A 16,299-nucleotide genomic window follows, 5' to 3' on the forward strand; every position below is an offset into this window, starting at 1 on the left:
AGATTTGTGTCTTTTTGCGGGAAATCATGCATTATTCATTCCCTATCGATTGTCTGCCCTCCCTTTCGAATCGATTCCAACAGCTGTCCGCGCTGCAGCATGGCAAGGAAAAAACTGCAGCACGGTAAGGAGATGTGCTGTAGCATAGCGGGGAGATGTTTGCATATGGTAGAGAAGCCCGAAAAAGGAGGCTTCTTTCATGCTTTTTCGTCCCGCTTTGCTGCGGCTTGAGGACATCGGACCAGGCGGTTCTTACCGTACGTTGGAAGGCTTGGGAAAACTGCGCACCGTTTTGGAGTATCTGTCTGACCAGAAAGTCCCTTTCCACATCGCTTTGATCCCCCGCTGGATACAGATTGATTCTGATGGGAATCGCTACGAAAAAGGGATCGACGACAGTCAGCCGGATTCCTATACCCGTACGTTTCTGTCCTTAATAAAGTCTGTCCAGCAGCGCGGCGCCCTGCTCGGTATGCACGGGTACACGCATCAGTACGGGGAGGAAAAGCGGCCCGACGATAACCAGGACAGTGCAATCGGCTTTGAGTTTAACGTCAAAGACGCACCTGTCACCGCCACTGCTGCGTATGCGGCAGAACGCATCCAAAAAAGTCTGGCCGCTTTCCGGAAAACAGACTTGTACCCGCATTTTTGGGAAACGCCGCACTATTGGCAAACACCGGAACAGGAACAGACATTTCAACGGTTTCACCGTATTTTGTATCAATCGGACACGGCCGGACGTGCGGAAAACAGGCCTTATGTGACAAAAGAAGGAACTGTTTTCATTCCGACCCCGCTGTTTTATATTCATGAGCAGAACACGGTCGAACAGGTACTGGCGCAATTGGAGGATCGGCACGTGTTCGCCTCCATGTTTTATCATTCGTTTTTAGAGTTTCCTTTTTTGGAATCCGTAACCGGTCCGGACGGAAAAATTTTGCAGCGGGACGGTCTGCCCGTATATCGCTATCGGACGGGACAGGTTTCCAATTTGCAGCGACTGGTTCACGGGTTTCGGCAGCGGGGGTTTTACTGGACAAACCTGTATGATGTGCTGCCGACCGCTTGGATTCCGTTTACAGCCGCTCTGAGACAACCTTGGCTTGCGTAAATAACAGCAGATAGTTGAAATAGAGATTGCCGCAATGCATATGTTTTCTGGCGTACTCTAAATGCGGCCGGGAATTGCTGTACAGGGAGCCTGTCAATCCATATTCCGTATTGTTAAATATCGCGACCGCATGTTCAAAGCTGTCCGCTTTGCAAAACGCCAGGACCGGTCCGAATATTTCTTCTTTCATAACCCGTGCGTTTTCTTTCACATCGGCAAAAATCGTCGGCTGGATATAATAGCCGGGTCCGTTCGCTTTTCCCCCGCCCGTTACCAGGCGTCCCTCTGTTTTGCCAATCTCAATGTATCCGAGAATTTTGCGGTAGACCTGTGCATCGATCACAGGACCAACCGGGCAATTTTCTTCCGGCAGTCCGATTTGCAGCGAATTTGTCAGCTCTGTCACTTTTTCCAGAACGGTCTCGTAAAGATTCTTATGAACGATCGCCCGGGAACCGGCGGAACATTTCTGGCCCTGAAAGCCGAACGCCGATTGGACGATTCCGATTGCCGCCTCCATCGGGTCTGCCGATTCGTCCACCACTATCGCATCCTTGCCCCCCATTTCAGCCACCAATCGTTTGATCCAAATTTGTCCCGGCGCCGTTTTGGCTGCCCGTTCGTTAATCCGCAACCCCACTTCTTTCGAACCTGTAAATGAGATAAAGCGGGTTTTCGGATGTTCCACCAAAAAATCGCCAATCTCCTGACCGGAACCGGGCACCAAATTGATCACACCGGGAGGCAGGCCGATTTCCTCCATCAGTCCCACAAATTTTGCCGCGATAATCGGGGAGGGTGAGGCTGGCTTCAACAAAACCGTATTTCCTGTCACCACGGCTGATACCGTCGTGCCGACCAGGATCGCCAAAGGAAAGTTCCACGGCGGGATGATGATGCCGACGCCTAGCGGGATATATGTCAACCGGTTGTCTTCGCCAGCATAGGGCACCAATTGCTTCGCTTCGTGCAACCGAATGGATTCGCGTCCGTAATATTCAAGAAAATCGATCGCTTCTGCCACATCCGCGTCTGCTTCGACCCAGTTCTTCCCGACTTCGTATATCATCCAGTTGGCAAATTCAAATTTGCGTCTGCGCATGGCAGCGGCCGCCTTGAACAGATACCCGGCCCGTTCGCAAGGATCTGTGAACTGCCGGTCGGCAAACCGATGCCATGCGGCTGCCATCGCTTTGTCCGCCAGTGTTTGATCTGCCTGCGACACGTATCCGACAATTTGTTCCAGATTGCCCGGATTGATCGATTTTATTTTTTGCGGCGTGTAAATCTGCTCGCCGCCGACGATCAGCAGATACTCCCTGCCGAATTGACTTTTTACCTTTTCAAGCGCAGCCTGCATGGCCTGCCGGTTTTCCGTCTTAGAAAAATCGGTCAACGGCTCATTGCGAAACTCGATCATCAAAATCCCCTCCTCGGATTGTGGATACGGAAATCAAACAGATGGTGGAGCCATCAAATCGTAGCGGTATTACCTGCGAAACAGCGATTTTAGAACAAATGCAAGGTTGGCCGGGCGTTCTGCCAATCGCCGCATAGTTTCCGTTCGCCAAATAGGTTTCGATCAGGTTGACCAGATTCCGGTCGACATCCGATTTGTTTGCAAACGCCACGCTTTTTGATTCCTTGTAAGCCCCTTTCACAAAACGGATGTTGGGAGAGAATGGCGTAAGTCCGGACAGATCCGTTAGCGTCTTATACAAATACGCTTGCAGAACCAGCCCGATCGTTTCCCCATATTTCATAAGCAATTGTTTAAACAGGTCGATTGTTGCCTGGTTATGCGCGTAATCTTCCATGTCGATCCTGACAAACACATTCAATTCCTGTGCGCACTGCAAAATTCGGTGCATCAGCCGCTCACACAAAATCGGGTCTACATCGAGTCCCAACTGGGTCAACTTAACAGACAGATAGGATTGTACGCCGGCCGATTTGATCGCTTCCATTGTCGCGATGCAAGATTTGGCAGATTGTATGACCTCCCGCTCCGTTTGGACAAACTCCCCCAAATGGTCAAGGGTGGCTTCGATTCCTGACCGATTCAGCCGTAAAGCGGCTTCGATCGCGGTCTCGATTGTCAGTCCCGCCACAAATCGGTCGGCACCCAGGCGTAAACCGAATTTTTCAGCCAATCGTTTTGCCAGCCGATTCTTTGATAAGAAAATCAGCAAGTTTCGCAAAATAGATTCCATGTTCATGCCTTCCTTCTCAGTTCGATTCGATTGACGAACATGCACCGAATTGTTACTATAAAACTCATATCAGGATCGGATGAACGTGGCGGGCTGCACCGTCACCGGACGAACCTCTGGAGAGACCCGCCAAGGGCGCCGAAGGGGCAAGCGAAACGCGAAACTCTCAGGCAAAAGGACAGAGGAGACGAACGACGATGCTTTTTTGGTATGTCGCTGCGACTTCTCGGACCATTCGCCTGAATGGTCTTTTTTCGTTTGATATATGTGTATGCAGGTAAAGTAAAGGAGCGAACAGCATGGAAAAACGGGCTTTGATTACGGTAGTCGGAATTGACCGAATCGGCATTATTGCATCGGTTACGCAAACGTTGGCGATGAATCAGGTCAATATTCTCGATATCAGACAAACGATTGTCGGGGAATTTTTCACAATGATCCTGGTGGCCGATCTACGGCCATCAGATAAATCGATCCAGGACTTGCAAATGGAGCTGGATCAGGTTGGACAATCGCTTGGCGTAAAAATTACGGTGCAGAGCGAAGAGTTGTTCCGCTCGATGCATCGGATTTAAGGAGGACCCTATGAGCTATACCGAACAAGAAGTACTGGAAACGATTCGGATGGTGGAAACGGAACATTTGGACATTCGAACGGTCACGATGGGCATCCATTTGGATGACTGTCGTGCAGATACGCTTGCCGCCACCAAACAAAAGATAAGAGATAAAATCCTCCGCTTGGCTTCTCGATTGGTCCCCGTCGCCAGAGAAATTGAACGGGAAATCGGGCTTCCGATCGTGAACAAACGGCTTTCTGTTACGCCCATCGCCCATGCATTGCCTGGATTTGAGCAAGCGGGGTATGTCGAAATCGCCATGCAATTGGACGAGCTGGCGGAACAGCTGGAAGTCGATTTTCTGGGCGGTTTCTCCGCTCTTGTACATAAAGGAATGACGCCATCGGCAGAACGGTTGATCGACTCGTTGCCGGAAGCGCTGTCCGTCACGAATCGTGTGTGCTCCTCCGTTTCGGTCGCCTCAACCAAATCGGGTGTGAATATGGATGCGGTCTACCAAATGGGGCAAACAATCAAACGGATCGCTGAAAAAACAGCGAATCAGAATGGAATTGGCGCGGCCAAACTGGTGGTTTTTTGCAACCCGGTCGATGACAATCCGTTTATGGCGGGCGCTTTCCACGGCTTCGGAGAACCTGACGCAGTGATCAATGTGGGCGTGAGCGGACCGGGTGTCGTATTGTCTGCGTTGAAACGGTTGCAGCCGGGAGCAGATTTTGGCACGATTGCGGAAACGGTGAAACGTACCGCTTTCAAAATTACACGGGTTGGGGAGTTAGTGGGGCGCAAGGCGGCTGGCCGATTGGGTGTGCCTTTCGGAATTGTCGATCTGTCTCTGGCTCCTACCAACGCAATGGGAGACAGTGTGGCGCAAATCCTTGAGGCGATGGGATTGGAACGATGCGGTACGCACGGAACTACTGCCGCATTGGCTTTGTTGAATGATGCAGTCAAAAAAGGCGGGGCTATGGCTACCTCTTATCCTGGCGGTCTGTCAGGCGCATTTATCCCCGTTTCAGAGGACAACGGCATGATTGCAGCTGTGGAAGCGGGTGCGTTAAGTCTGGCCAAACTGGAGGCGATGACCTGCGTGTGCTCGGTGGGCCTTGATATGATCGCGGTGCCGGGTGACACGACAGCGGAAACATTGGCCGGTTTCATTGCCGATGAGATGGCGATCGGCATGATCAACAAAAAAACGACAGCTGTACGCGTCATTCCGGTTGCCGGTGCAAAAGCGGGCGATATGGTAGAGTTTGGCGGTTTGTTAGGACGCGCTCCCGTGATGCAGATGGTCCCCTTTTCCTCCGAACAGTTCGCGAAACGGGGCGGCCGCATTCCCGCACCGATTCAATCGCTGACGAATTAGCTGTCCGAGTTCCATATCAAAATCCGGTTATTCGATTTCTATGACAAAATCAGGCAAGCAGTTTCACGCTTCCCTTTGTCCATTCTAATATCGTTCCGGCGCTTGGCTCCGCCCATGTGACTGGCGTATTCGTTTTGGCAAGGGGTGTCGGGAATGAGTGTAAAATGCGAAGAAATCCAGATGCGTATCAATTGACATTGTGCTCGCCGCATCGATTGAATCCATCAAAAGCTTGCAGAGCCAATTAAAGAAGCTCGACCAATCGATTGCCCGCGTTTTGGACGGAATCCCAAACACTTTGCAAAGTGTTCCGGGGATTGGGCCGGTTTTAGCGGCAGGCATCCTGTCCGAAATTGGCGATATTCACCGTTTTAAAGACCAAGCGTCTCTCGCCAAATATGCGGGCTTGACTTGGAGTAAACACCAATCCGGTAAATTTGAAGCAGATGCCAGGAAAATGATTCGCTCCGGAAATCGGTATTTGCGTTATTACCTGATTGAGGCTGCCAACTCGGTACAGCGCAATCTACCGGAATACCGAGCGTATTACCAGCAGAAATACAGGGAAGTCAACAAACACCAACATAAACGGGCCCTCGCCCTGACAGCAAGAAAACTTGTGCGTATGGTTGATGCGCTGCTACGTAACAACCAACTCTACACGCCGGAAAGGCCGGTGAAACACACATAAGATAAAAATCAGGCGAAACTTGTCCCACTAAAACGGAAAAATCGGCTGAACTCTTTACATGCTACAAGCTTTCATAATTTCCTCAATTTTGCTATAATTCAGATTGAATGATTTGAATTTTCTAAACACTGGAGGGATAGTATGGGGAATCCGCTTATCGCCATCCGCTCAACCAGTGAACTACTGTCAAAAATGCAAGAATTGGAAACCAAGTGGACACACTTTATCCTCGATGGCCTCGAACCTGACCAAATGCGAATGAACGTTTATCAATCATGGAAGCGCTGTCAATCGTACGGCATAGACCCCAGACAAAAACAAACCTCCCTTGCAATGTCAGATAGACAAATGACCGAGTGGGTGAAAAAGTCCCACCTCTATCAAATTTCCCTGCCGGTCCTGCAGCATTTGAGCGATCAGATCCAAGACACCGGTCATTTAGTGACTCTCTGTGACAACAACGGAAAGATCATGTACTTGCAAGGCGACCGTACTATAATGGCCAAAGCCGAACACATGAACTTTGTACCCGGAGCGGATTGGAGCGAGCAAACAGCCGGTACCAATGCCATTGGAACTTGTATTGCGATTCAGCAGCCGATTCAAATTTTTTCTTTTGAACATTTTTGTGAGGGATGCCATCCCTGGGTTTGTTCATCTGCACCGATTAAAGATCCTTTGACAGGACAACTTTTGGGAGTGATTGATCTTACCGGCCCGTCAGAACTGGCCCAGCCTCACACATTGGGAATCACAGTCCTGACCTCACTTACGATCCAGCAGCTTTTCAGCGAAATTTCACGTAAAAAAAGTGATTATTTGCAGGCTTGCTTTACGCGAGCGAAGGAACAATGGAAAACCGACCTGGTAATCGTTTTGGATGCCGCCTTGCAAATTGTGAATTCCACTTCTGCAGCATTGTCCCTGTTCAACACGATCGATTGTCAACAATTTTGGTCACTTCCCGGCGTGGAGGACCTGAAATCGGCTCTATTAAACGGAATCAATGATGTGGCAGAAATTTATTTGCCTTTCTGGCGGGTAAAAATCGCCATTCACCCGATTGTTTCAGACAGCGAAAGGATTGGCTTTCTGCTAAATCTGAAAAAATCCGAATGGCATGGATCCGGGTCCCAGATGGTACACAACCATTGGTCAGAGATCATTGGACAGTCCAATCAGTTCAAAAACATTGTATATAAGAGCCAACTGGTGGCCCCCACCAACGTACCGGTTTTGCTGACCGGAGAAAGTGGAACAGGCAAAGAAAGATTCGCCCGTGCGATTCACCTTGCCAGCCCGCGCCACCGCTCTCCTTTTCTGGCTGTCAACTGCGGCGCCATTCCCAAGGAGTTGATGGCCAGCGAACTGTTCGGTTATGAAGCAGGCACATTCACCGGAGGAAATCCGAAAGGAAAAGCGGGCAAATTTGAAGAGGCCAACGGCGGAACATTATTTTTGGATGAAATCGGAGAAATGCCTCAGGATCTGCAAGTTTTCCTTCTGCGCGTGCTACAGGAAAAGGAAATAATCCGCCTTGGTTCTTCAAAGTCGATTCCGGTTGATGTTCGCATCATCGCGGCTACCAATCAAAGTTTGGAGAATCTGATGGAAGAGGGCAAGTTTCGCTCCGATCTTTTTTACCGGCTTAATGTTGTGGAACTGCGGCTGCCACCTCTCAGGGAACGAGCGGATGACATACTGCTTTTATGCGACCACTTCATCAGGAAGTTTACCGACAAATACGGCAAACTGGTAAGAGGGATCGATTATGCGGTGCTGTCGTTTTTCCGGGAATATCATTGGCCGGGAAACATCAGAGAATTACAAAACGTGATCGAACATGCCGTATTATTTTTACAAGGAGAACAAATTCAAATGTCGGACCTTCCCCACGCCCTGACAACAACCCTGAACAATAAAAAAGAATCACCCTTGGAATTGGAAGAAAAAAAATTGCTGATGCAGCTGATTCACGAAACGAACGGCAACTTGTCCGAAGTCGCAAGACGCTGCAAAATTGCCAGAACCACATTGTACCGAAAAATGGAAAAATACAACATAAGGTAGGGTGCCTTTCACAGCCCCCTACCCTTATGCATCTTCTTTACCGTGTCTTCTCGTTATCGCTGCGGAACGGGACGCCCCAACCATTCTTCATAAAAAGCGTCAATGTCCGGTTCGAAATCGTGAATAATCGGATACCACGGGGTTACGTTTTCTACTTCCAACTGCGTGCCGCAGGTCGGACAGTAATATTCCCGAATCACCTGCCATTCCGGATCCGGAGCCAATAGCTTCGGATATAACTCTTCCAGTTTCTGTTCGGTATCCCTTACATAGATTAATGCGTGCAATTTCCAATTATCTCGGCAGTCACAGAATTCATGGCCGCAATCACACTTCACAATCCGTTCTCCACTGTTCTTTTGAACAATATACAGGTGCAGACCGACTGGGAGCAGAATCCGGTCATCCCACGGCACTCTCTCCTGCAGGATGCCAAGATATGTCTCAAACCTTTCCGGGTCTTTAAAACTTGAAAGCATTTCCTTCAGTTTGAAAAAGTCAATCGTACCGTCAATCAGTTCTTCAATCGTTTGTTTGTCATATTTAGACATGAGTCATCCTCCTTTCGCCAATCACATTTTATTGAATTTGATTTTGGGCGCCGAAAATCGGGATGCCCAATTCGCTTTCCCTAATGACCCAGTCTTGCGGCAAGTTCCAGAATTGGCGGAACTCATTGATAAACTTTTCGCTCAAGGCAAAGCTGCTCGCATACATGTGGCGGACCTGGATTGCCGCATCCTTGTTGAGAATCTTCTGCCGTTCTTCCTTGATCCATTCCTGTGCTGGTTTTCCCCGTTTGATCCGTTCCTCTCTGATCCCGGCGCGTCGTTGTTCCGTTTTTTCCTCGTCAACGGTCCAACGTCCCTTTTCATCCTGCTCAATGACAGCTCCATACACCGTTTCCGCATATTTGGGCAGCAGATGGCCGTCATTCAGATCCGTTTCAATTGCCTTTGCCTTCCGCTCCAGCGGATCACCGAATCCGGGACCCCCTCGTAGATAGTTGAGATACAAATCGTAATTCTCAAAAATTTGTTCTGTAGTGATTGCCTGCTTATCCCGATTGATTTCTTGCGCTTCAATAAGTTTTTCATACTGCGGATCGCCGGGATCCGGATCTCCTCCTAACGGAAGCGGAAGTTGCTTTTCGATCAATTGCCGGATGTTGGTGCCGTGTGCTTCAAATCGGTATCCGGAAGCAGCAGGATAACCTCCCATCAAACCGCAGTCACTACTCATGTAGCCATTCCCCATAAAGAACATGGTCCAGTCTTTCGCTCCCCACACCATCCTCAGTGTCTCATAGCCGTTTCCTCCCCGATATTTTCCTGCGCCTCCTGTGTTGGGCTTGATTTTACGCCCCAGATACAACAACGGTTCGGCCAACTCCCATATTTCCATATCTCCCATGTCGCCTTCCGGGTTCCAAACCGCTGCAGCATGATCGATCCCGTCCTTGACAGCGCTTGCGCCGACTCCCTCGGCAGCCGATTCGAAGCTGTTGACGGCATGATTTTCATTGAATTGGTTATAACCCCCACCCTGTAGCCAATTGCTTGTGTTAGCGTTCCCCGCGTTTACTTCTTCCAGATAACCGCGGGCAAAATAAGTTCGGCTCAACGATCTCCACAACGGACTCCAGGCTGAGACCAGGAAGTGCCACGCATAGCTGTGAGCGGTTCGAATATCGTCAGGATTGAGCCAGGATCCGTACGGAAGCCCGAATTGGCTGGCATAGTAAGCCCCGTCATTTACCCGGTCGTTCGGGATCAGTGTTTGGGACAGCATGACCCAAATACCGCTGGTAATCGAAACCGGTGTGGCATTGTAACTGTGCCATCCCCAGCGGTTAACCCCTTCAAAATCAATTTCAAACTTCCCGTCTTTGTGGATGGTCATTTGGGAAGGAGCGTGCATGATTGTATTGACTCGCGCATAAGGCGGCACGTCAAGATCTTTGTAAGGAACGTCGACAAAGGAAACGCCACGGTATTTACCTGGGATGGTCATCGACTTGACTTGATTGATGAACCCCCTCCTCCCATCCTCGATGACTTCCCGCATAAACAGTTTGTATGCGTCGATGCCTTCCTCTTCAATAATCTGCAGCACCAAATCACGAATCATATGGCAGCCTGCCACACGTGTACGTTCATCCAGCAGCCAGTATTTGGTGGTGCGGATGGATCGCTGGCTTTCGATCAGCCAATCGCGCAGTAGAGTGTCGTTTTTTCCGATTTTTCTGCAGGCCACTTGATAGCCGTCATCATAGCGGGTGACAGGCCCTACTGTCATGCTTCCGGGAGCGGTTGCGCCCACATCAATTACATGGGTCACACCTCCTACCCAGCCAACCAGTTCATCTCCCCAAAAAATCGGAACGATCGTGTGGACGTCACAAGGATGCACATTACCAATCTGGCAATCGTTGTTGCAGAAAATATCCCCTGGTTCGATGCCGGGATTCTCTTCATAGTCATTTTTAATCATGTATTTGATAGCGGCCCCCATCGTACCGACATGGATAATGATCCCGGTAGAAGTGACGATTGAATCCGCTTCCGGTGTGTAAAGAGTGAAACAGAGCTCCCCTTCCTGTTCAACAATCGGGGACGCCGCTACCCGCTTGGCGGTCTCCCGGGCATGCACTACTCCTCCCCGCAGCTTGGCAAACATTTTTTCATAGCGGATGGGTTCGGATTCTTTAAACGGCAATTGCTTCAATCCCGCGTAATGTCCTGATTCACGGCTTAACCGATCAATTTCTTCCCTCATTTGTTTGAGCGTTTTTCCATTCCAACCGATTGTGCGGCGTGCTTGAATCCCCAAATCTTTTTCCCGAATCGCCAAATGCAATCCCTCCCTAAAATTTGTGAAAAACCGATCCATCGATTTACAGCATTACTTGCCAGGTTCCTTCAGGTGGAAGATACGGTGTTGGTCAAGATATGTCTCGTAACCCGGCGGAATGACAAAAGTTGTTGCCGGTGATTCCAGAATCGCAAATCCCTGAATGCGATTCCCTGCCTTTAAGGATTCCATTTCCCAAATGTCAGCCTTAACCCACTCTCCCTTCCAGTACACATTCCGGGTTCCCAGAAAGGCATTTTCCGGCGGTGTCTCACCCGACAGGAGCTCTTCTGGAATTTTGGGTTTCGGAACTTCCACAATTCCCCGAACGATGGCGCCTGTAACCGAATATCCAAGTTCAGGGGAGCGAGCGGCTTTTGCATACACACGTGCATACATATCCTCAAAAGAGTCAACCAATTTCTCCCAATCGTTCTCCGTTCGAATTTCACTGATTGGGGATTCGATTTCCAAATCGTTGAGTTGGCCCTGATACTGCATGCGGAAATAAAAACGGAATTCCACCTGTTCTCGCGAGAAATTGTTCTTCTCAAATTCATCTGCCACTTTGCCCATCAATTCTTGCCATGCCTGCTGCAGCTCACTACCGGCCGATGTCTTTTCCTGATAGTCAGCTCCGTTATTGACATTCAGATCAAGAGTCTTGTCATAGCGGTATTCGAAGTCAGCAGCTCCACACCCAAAAGCGGAAAATCCGGCTGCCCATGCCGGCACCAGGATATCCTCGAACCCAAGTCCTTTGGTGTAACCGGCCGTATGCAGCGGTCCCCCTCCGCCGTAGGAAAAACAGACGTACTGGGACGGAGAGTATCCCTTGCCGAGAATCATTGATTCCAAATAATTACGCAGTTGGGATTCGAGTAGATCGATCACCCCATAGGCAGCATCTTCCACTGACAAACCCAACGGATCCGCAATTTGTTCTTTGATTGCCTGATAAGCACGCTCCGGATAAAGTTTGATTTCTCCACCAAGAAAATTGTCGGGATTGATCAAACCAAGCACAACATGGCAGTCCGATACAGTGACGGTTTCAATTCCGCCTGCCGGGTTGCACACACCAACGCGATATCCGGCACTGTCAGGCCCGAGGGTAATCGATTTGAAATTCGGATCAATCCGTACAAAACTGCCTGCCCCAGCTCCGACCGTATCCATCGCCACCAACGGCAAGGACAGAACTAGACGTGCCATATCTGGACTGGTATTAATGCTTAAATCTCCCTGTGTAATCAAAGCCATGTCAAAACTGGTACCGCCGATATCTGAACATGCAATATTCTTAATATTCAGATGTTCACCTAAATATTTTGCCCCCACTACTCCCCCGATCGGTCCGGAAACCAAAGTTCGTGCCAACTCATTTGCCTGATAACTGATCGTTCCACCATGGCTTGCCATCACCCGCAAATCAAACCTGGCTCCTTTTTCCTTGATCCGCATGTCGATAGTCGAAAGCGTTTTGCGGGAAGGATCCGCTGCATAAGCCTCAATAATGGTCGTATTGGTGCGATGAGATTCTTTGCGAAGTGGATAATAATCTACCGAGGCAAAAATCGGTACTTCTTTGTCGTGTTTTTTCATGATTTCCTTTGCCATGTCCCGTACTCTTCTTTCATGAGCAGGGTACTTGTAGGAATGGAGAAAGCTGATCACAATCGCTTCCACGTTCTGATCCAGAAGGTCAACAACCGCTTGCTCCACTTCATGTTGGTAAAGGGGGATTACAACGTTGCCAAACAGATCGACCCTTTCCGTTACCCCCCTTGTCAACTCCTGCGGAACTAGAGGAGGATCATACCGGTGGGTGTTCAAATGCAGGCGGTCGGAATACGAGTATCCGAGATAAGCCTGAATCGCTCTTCCCATTCGGTGAAAGTCCTCCATTCCTTTGTTGACAATCAGTCCCACCCGTCTTCCTTTTCGGGAAACCAATCGGTTTAGCATTGCCGTCCCGGAATAGACGCCGGCCACTAATTGGGAAAAAGCCTGTTCGACCGTGGTATCCCAGTAGGAAAGAGCGTCACGTGCCGAATTCAAAAGGCCCACCGATTCATCATCCGGCGTCGATTGCGCCTTGCCAACCACAAACTCCCCTCTGTCGTTAATGATGAAGGTGTCCGTCATGGTGCCACCGGCATCAATTGCAAGAATTTGTGCTTTTACGCCTGCCATGTGCTAAATCCTCTCCCTTCGACGCTTTGATTGTATTGCAGGAATTGCTCCTGCTAATCGATACAACAAGCAAAAACAATGCCAACTACTTGTTCGTTTTTCATTTTTAAGTTTTCAGCAACCGGCCCAGGGATCTTCAGCGGAAGCACAGACTTGTATATCATCGATTTTTGTCCGATTGTAGCGATTCAGTACAACTGTACCGATACAAGCAAAACAAATGAATCGAAACGAAGGGGAAGTCCCTTGAATGACAAGAGACCTCCCCTCGGGAAAATTTATAATTTCTTACTGTCGAATCAATTTCATAACTTCAAAGCCTTGCTGTAACTGAATTTTTGGAGCATCGAAAATGGAGTACCTCCCCAAATCTGAAAGTGTTTAGGCCCCATACCATACACACGAGACAAAAGGAATTATTGTATCGAACCACGGCGGGAAGCAATTGGACGGTGCAATTGCCACTTTGGATGCGCTTCCCTCGATTTTTGAAGCGGTAAACCGTAAGGTTCCCTTGCTTGTAGATAGTGGATTCGCAGAGGCGCAGATATTTTGAAAGCGATTGCGCCTGGAGCTTGCTATATCCGGTCGAAGCCGCATTCGAGACGTTGACTCTTCTTTGATCATTAAAGTTTGAAGATCATAAAAATTCCTTTCCTCCCTCCTGTCTCCCGATTTATGCTTATTACTTCTTTATGATCATTACTTCCAAATCAAATAACTAGAACAAGTGTCCAAAGTTCCTGGAAAATAAAACTAAAAAGGAGAAGTCCGTATGTAACTCGACTTCTCCTCTAATTAGCAACTATTTTATTATCCGGTGTAAGTTACATGGTGGGCCTAAGTGGACTCGAACCACTGACCTCACGATTATCAGTCGTGCGCTCTAGCCAGCTGAGCTATAGGCCCTTAGGACATGCGTCGTTTGATGTTCCGGCGGCCACGAATGGCCTAGTGTTAGTAAACGACAAAGATTAATATATCAGGATTCCCCCGATATTGCAAATGTTTTTTCTGGAAACATCTACACTTTAATCAGTTGCCAAACATCGCAAAAAAACTTAACAGAATTGATCGGTAATACACCTTTACTAGAGCTTTCCAACTATAACAGGTGCAATCATCTTGAAGCGAAAATCATCGCTAAACTGAAATAGAGCTTGTTGAATAAATCCTTGTCTTGAAATGAACAACAAAAATCCGCCATTTGTTGGTAAGATGTAAGTGCGACCAAACATCACCAAGAAAGGCGGATCTAGTTTGATTCTAGCACTGAACATCACCAAAGAAAATCCTTTGTTACAGTTATTTTCCCGAATTGATCATTTGCTCGAACAATTTCAGGAGGAAGTCAGCCCCCGAAGGGGTCGTCCCAAGCTTTATTCGGATGTACAAATCCTAAAATGTTTTGTTTATCAAGCGTTTCAGCGAATTCATGGTTTCCGAGAACTTGAATGGCGTTTGCAACATGATCCAATTGCCCAGGCTCTAATTGGATTGACATCTGTGCCTGACTACTCCACGCTGTGTATTCGGGCACAAGAACTGGAAGACACCCTATATGAAGACATTTATCAAGTTGCTCTGATTGTCTTGCAACCAAAAACCCGTATCTGTTTTTGGGACAGTACCTCTTTGCGTGCTTCCCGCTTTGATTCAGAAGCTCGTAAAGGGAAGGGAACCCGATTAGGTTGGTACATTGGCTACAAACTCCATGCCATTATTTCGGAAGACAGGATTCCGTTGGCATGGGATCTAACCACTGCCAATGTCTACGACAATCAACTCCCGCACCTACTTAAAAAAGTTGTGCAACTCGATATCTTCATGATTTTGGCCGATGGAGCATACGACGACAAACGTTTGTTCCAGGCTGCCAATGAAACGGGTGTTCATCTGGCGACAGAGGTGAACCCCCGAAGAGCGAAGTCACTGGAGAATATCAAAGATCCATATCGACAACAAAATATCCGATATGTGAAGACTGGGCTTGGCAAACGGATGTTGCGCAAGAGATCGGCAGCAGAAAGGTTCTTTTCGACCCTAAAGGTACAATATCACCTCGAAAACCCACGACTATTTGGACAAAAGCGGTATCGACGGCATGTCATGTGGGTGCTTTTTGCTTACCTTTGTGATCGGCTGGTAGACAAGTCTACCGGAACAACCAGTGCGAAAGCTCCTTGGAACCGATAATAAACTCGAATCAGGAAAAATATCGAATGAAACGTGCCAATTAATTATTCAACAAGCTCTGAAATACTTTAACCCTGCAGGAAGTGTTAAAGACCCATCGGTTATGCCATGATAAAAGACGCCGAGAACAAAGGCCTGAATAATAAGGATTCGGTTATTATTGAGCCTACCAACGGCAATACGGGAATTGGACTCGCTTTTGCATGCGCAGCGTTGGGATACAAGCTGATTATATCACTTCCAGACACCTTAAGCGTGGAGCGAAGAAAACTTCTAAAGGCCCTCGGAGCGGAATTGGTTTTAGCACCAGGCTCAGAATGAATGAACGGTGCTATTCGAAAAGCGGAAGAACTAGCCACCCGAACACCAAACTCATTTATCCCGCAACAATTTAAAAACCCGGCTAACCCAGAAATTCACCGGAAGACCACTGCAGAAGAAATTTGGCGGGACACTGACGGTGAAGTGGATATCTTCATTGCAGGTGTGGGCACCGGCGGAACGGTTACCGGAGTGGGTGAAATCTTGAAACAGAAAAAATCTTCAGTGCAAATTATTGCTGCTGAACCTTTTGATTCAGCAGTTCTTTCGGGAGGTAAGCCTGGCCCGCATAGGACTCAAGGAATTGGCCCCGGTTTTGTACCAGATATCTTCAACAAGTCAATTGTTGATGACATCGTGACAGTAAAAAATGAAGAAGCATTTGAAACTGCACGTAAGTTGGCTAAGATGGAAGGGTTACTGGTAGGAATTTCTTCTGGTGCTGCCGCATTTGCCGCTACTCAAGTCGCCAAACGACCCGAAAACAAGGGGAAAACAATCGTTGTGGTACTGCCTGATACAGAAGAGCGTTATCTGTCTACACCTCTCTTTCAGGAAGACTAATCTTTGTTGCGAAAATTAGGAGCGACTCCTCCTAATTTTTTTCTATGATCGTCCAAAATAATTCAGGGAAAAAGTTGTAATAAATCTATCAAATCGAATTCGCACATTCCGACTACGTATTGATCTTTAGT

At 48.3% G+C, this 16,299-nt stretch carries 11 protein-coding genes, 1 tRNA gene, 2 pseudogenes and 1 riboswitch; of the genes and pseudogenes, 8 read left to right on the forward strand and 6 right to left on the reverse strand.

What is annotated here, in order from left to right; translation table 11 throughout:
- The first annotated feature begins 199 nt into the window (after positions 1 to 199).
- Complete coding sequence (locus tag skT53_RS08305) at positions 200 to 1,114, forward strand: DUF2334 domain-containing protein (RefSeq protein ID WP_200760628.1); 915 nt, start codon at positions 200 to 202, stop codon at positions 1,112 to 1,114.
- Here the strand turns inward: skT53_RS08305 and skT53_RS08310 are convergent.
- A complete protein-coding gene (locus tag skT53_RS08310) occupies positions 1,080 to 2,534 on the reverse strand; it encodes an L-glutamate gamma-semialdehyde dehydrogenase (RefSeq protein WP_200760629.1) in 1,455 nt (484 codons plus the stop codon). The two genes, skT53_RS08305 and skT53_RS08310, sit on opposite strands and share 35 nt — an antisense overlap.
- A complete protein-coding gene (locus skT53_RS08315; protein ID WP_226375381.1) occupies positions 2,515 to 3,327 on the reverse strand; it encodes a proline dehydrogenase family protein in 813 nt (270 codons plus the stop codon). The genes skT53_RS08310 and skT53_RS08315 overlap by 20 nt, the downstream gene beginning before the upstream one ends.
- Before the next feature lie 106 nt (positions 3,328 to 3,433).
- Positions 3,434 to 3,519, forward strand: a riboswitch (glycine riboswitch).
- A 107-nt stretch (positions 3,520 to 3,626) separates the two neighbouring features.
- On the opposite strand from skT53_RS08315, the gene skT53_RS08320 reads away from it, so the two are divergent.
- From skT53_RS08320 to skT53_RS08335, 4 genes and pseudogenes are all read left to right on the forward strand, one after another.
- The gene (locus skT53_RS08320) at positions 3,627 to 3,902 is read left to right on the forward strand and encodes an ACT domain-containing protein (RefSeq protein ID WP_200760631.1); all 276 of its coding nucleotides are present in this window, start codon (positions 3,627 to 3,629) and stop codon (positions 3,900 to 3,902) included.
- 10 nt (positions 3,903 to 3,912) lie between these two features.
- Entirely contained in the window at positions 3,913 to 5,277 is a 1,365-nt protein-coding gene (locus skT53_RS08325) for a PFL family protein (protein WP_200760632.1), read from the forward strand.
- A gap of 187 nt (positions 5,278 to 5,464) precedes the next feature.
- A pseudogene (locus skT53_RS08330) lies at positions 5,465 to 5,968 on the forward strand (IS110 family transposase); the annotation flags it as partial.
- A 141-nt stretch (positions 5,969 to 6,109) separates the two neighbouring features.
- Positions 6,110 to 8,038: a sigma-54-dependent Fis family transcriptional regulator gene (locus skT53_RS08335; RefSeq protein ID WP_200760633.1), complete on the forward strand. Its 1,929-nt coding sequence runs from the start codon at positions 6,110 to 6,112 to the stop codon at positions 8,036 to 8,038.
- Positions 8,039 to 8,091: 53 nt separating this feature from the next.
- On the opposite strand, the gene skT53_RS08340 is transcribed toward skT53_RS08335, so the two are convergent.
- From skT53_RS08340 to skT53_RS08350, 3 genes are read right to left on the reverse strand one after another with little or no spacing between them, the layout of a single operon-like run.
- On the reverse strand, positions 8,092 to 8,589 hold the full coding sequence (locus skT53_RS08340) for an acetone carboxylase subunit gamma (RefSeq protein ID WP_200760634.1): 498 nt from the start codon (positions 8,587 to 8,589) through the stop codon (positions 8,092 to 8,094).
- A 28-nt stretch (positions 8,590 to 8,617) separates the two neighbouring features.
- Entirely contained in the window at positions 8,618 to 10,891 is a 2,274-nt protein-coding gene (locus skT53_RS08345) for a hydantoinase B/oxoprolinase family protein (protein ID WP_200760635.1), read from the reverse strand.
- Between the two features lie 51 nt (positions 10,892 to 10,942).
- Positions 10,943 to 13,087 (reverse strand): hydantoinase/oxoprolinase family protein, encoded by a 2,145-nt coding sequence (locus skT53_RS08350; protein ID WP_200760636.1) that lies wholly within the window; start codon positions 13,085 to 13,087, stop codon positions 10,943 to 10,945.
- Between the two features lie 445 nt (positions 13,088 to 13,532).
- On the opposite strand from skT53_RS08350, the gene skT53_RS19150 reads away from it, so the two are divergent.
- Positions 13,533 to 13,643: an alpha-hydroxy-acid oxidizing protein gene (locus skT53_RS19150; protein ID WP_264176005.1), complete on the forward strand. Its 111-nt coding sequence runs from the start codon at positions 13,533 to 13,535 to the stop codon at positions 13,641 to 13,643.
- A 276-nt stretch (positions 13,644 to 13,919) separates the two neighbouring features.
- On the opposite strand, the gene skT53_RS08360 is transcribed toward skT53_RS19150, so the two are convergent.
- Positions 13,920 to 13,996: transfer RNA gene (locus skT53_RS08360), tRNA-Ile, on the reverse strand.
- A gap of 351 nt (positions 13,997 to 14,347) precedes the next feature.
- Between skT53_RS08360 and skT53_RS08365 the strand changes: the two genes are divergently transcribed.
- Entirely contained in the window at positions 14,348 to 15,283 is a 936-nt protein-coding gene (locus tag skT53_RS08365; protein WP_200760045.1) for a transposase, read from the forward strand.
- 58 nt (positions 15,284 to 15,341) lie between these two features.
- Positions 15,342 to 16,168 (forward strand): annotated as a pseudogene (cysK, locus tag skT53_RS08370) (cysteine synthase A); the annotation flags it as partial.
- Positions 16,169 to 16,299 lie beyond the last annotated feature (131 nt).

This window comes from Effusibacillus dendaii, from assembly GCF_015097055.1.
In the GTDB taxonomy this organism is placed as follows: domain Bacteria; phylum Bacillota; class Bacilli; order Tumebacillales; family Effusibacillaceae; genus Effusibacillus; species Effusibacillus dendaii.

Excerpts from the sequence above, each read along its gene's own strand:
- skT53_RS08305 (WP_200760628.1), top strand. The coding sequence starts at position 200 with ATGCTTTTTCGTCCCGCTTTGCTGCGGCTTGAGGACATCGGACCAGGC.
- skT53_RS08310 (WP_200760629.1), bottom strand. The coding sequence starts at position 2,534 with ATGATCGAGTTTCGCAATGAGCCGTTGACCGATTTTTCTAAGACGGAA.
- skT53_RS08315 (WP_226375381.1), bottom strand. The coding sequence starts at position 3,327 with ATGGAATCTATTTTGCGAAACTTGCTGATTTTCTTATCAAAGAATCGG.
- skT53_RS08320 (WP_200760631.1), top strand. The coding sequence starts at position 3,627 with ATGGAAAAACGGGCTTTGATTACGGTAGTCGGAATTGACCGAATCGGC.
- skT53_RS08325 (WP_200760632.1), top strand. The coding sequence starts at position 3,913 with ATGAGCTATACCGAACAAGAAGTACTGGAAACGATTCGGATGGTGGAA.
- skT53_RS08335 (WP_200760633.1), top strand. The coding sequence starts at position 6,110 with ATGGGGAATCCGCTTATCGCCATCCGCTCAACCAGTGAACTACTGTCA.
- skT53_RS08340 (WP_200760634.1), bottom strand. The coding sequence starts at position 8,589 with ATGTCTAAATATGACAAACAAACGATTGAAGAACTGATTGACGGTACG.
- skT53_RS08350 (WP_200760636.1), bottom strand. The coding sequence starts at position 13,087 with ATGGCAGGCGTAAAAGCACAAATTCTTGCAATTGATGCCGGTGGCACC.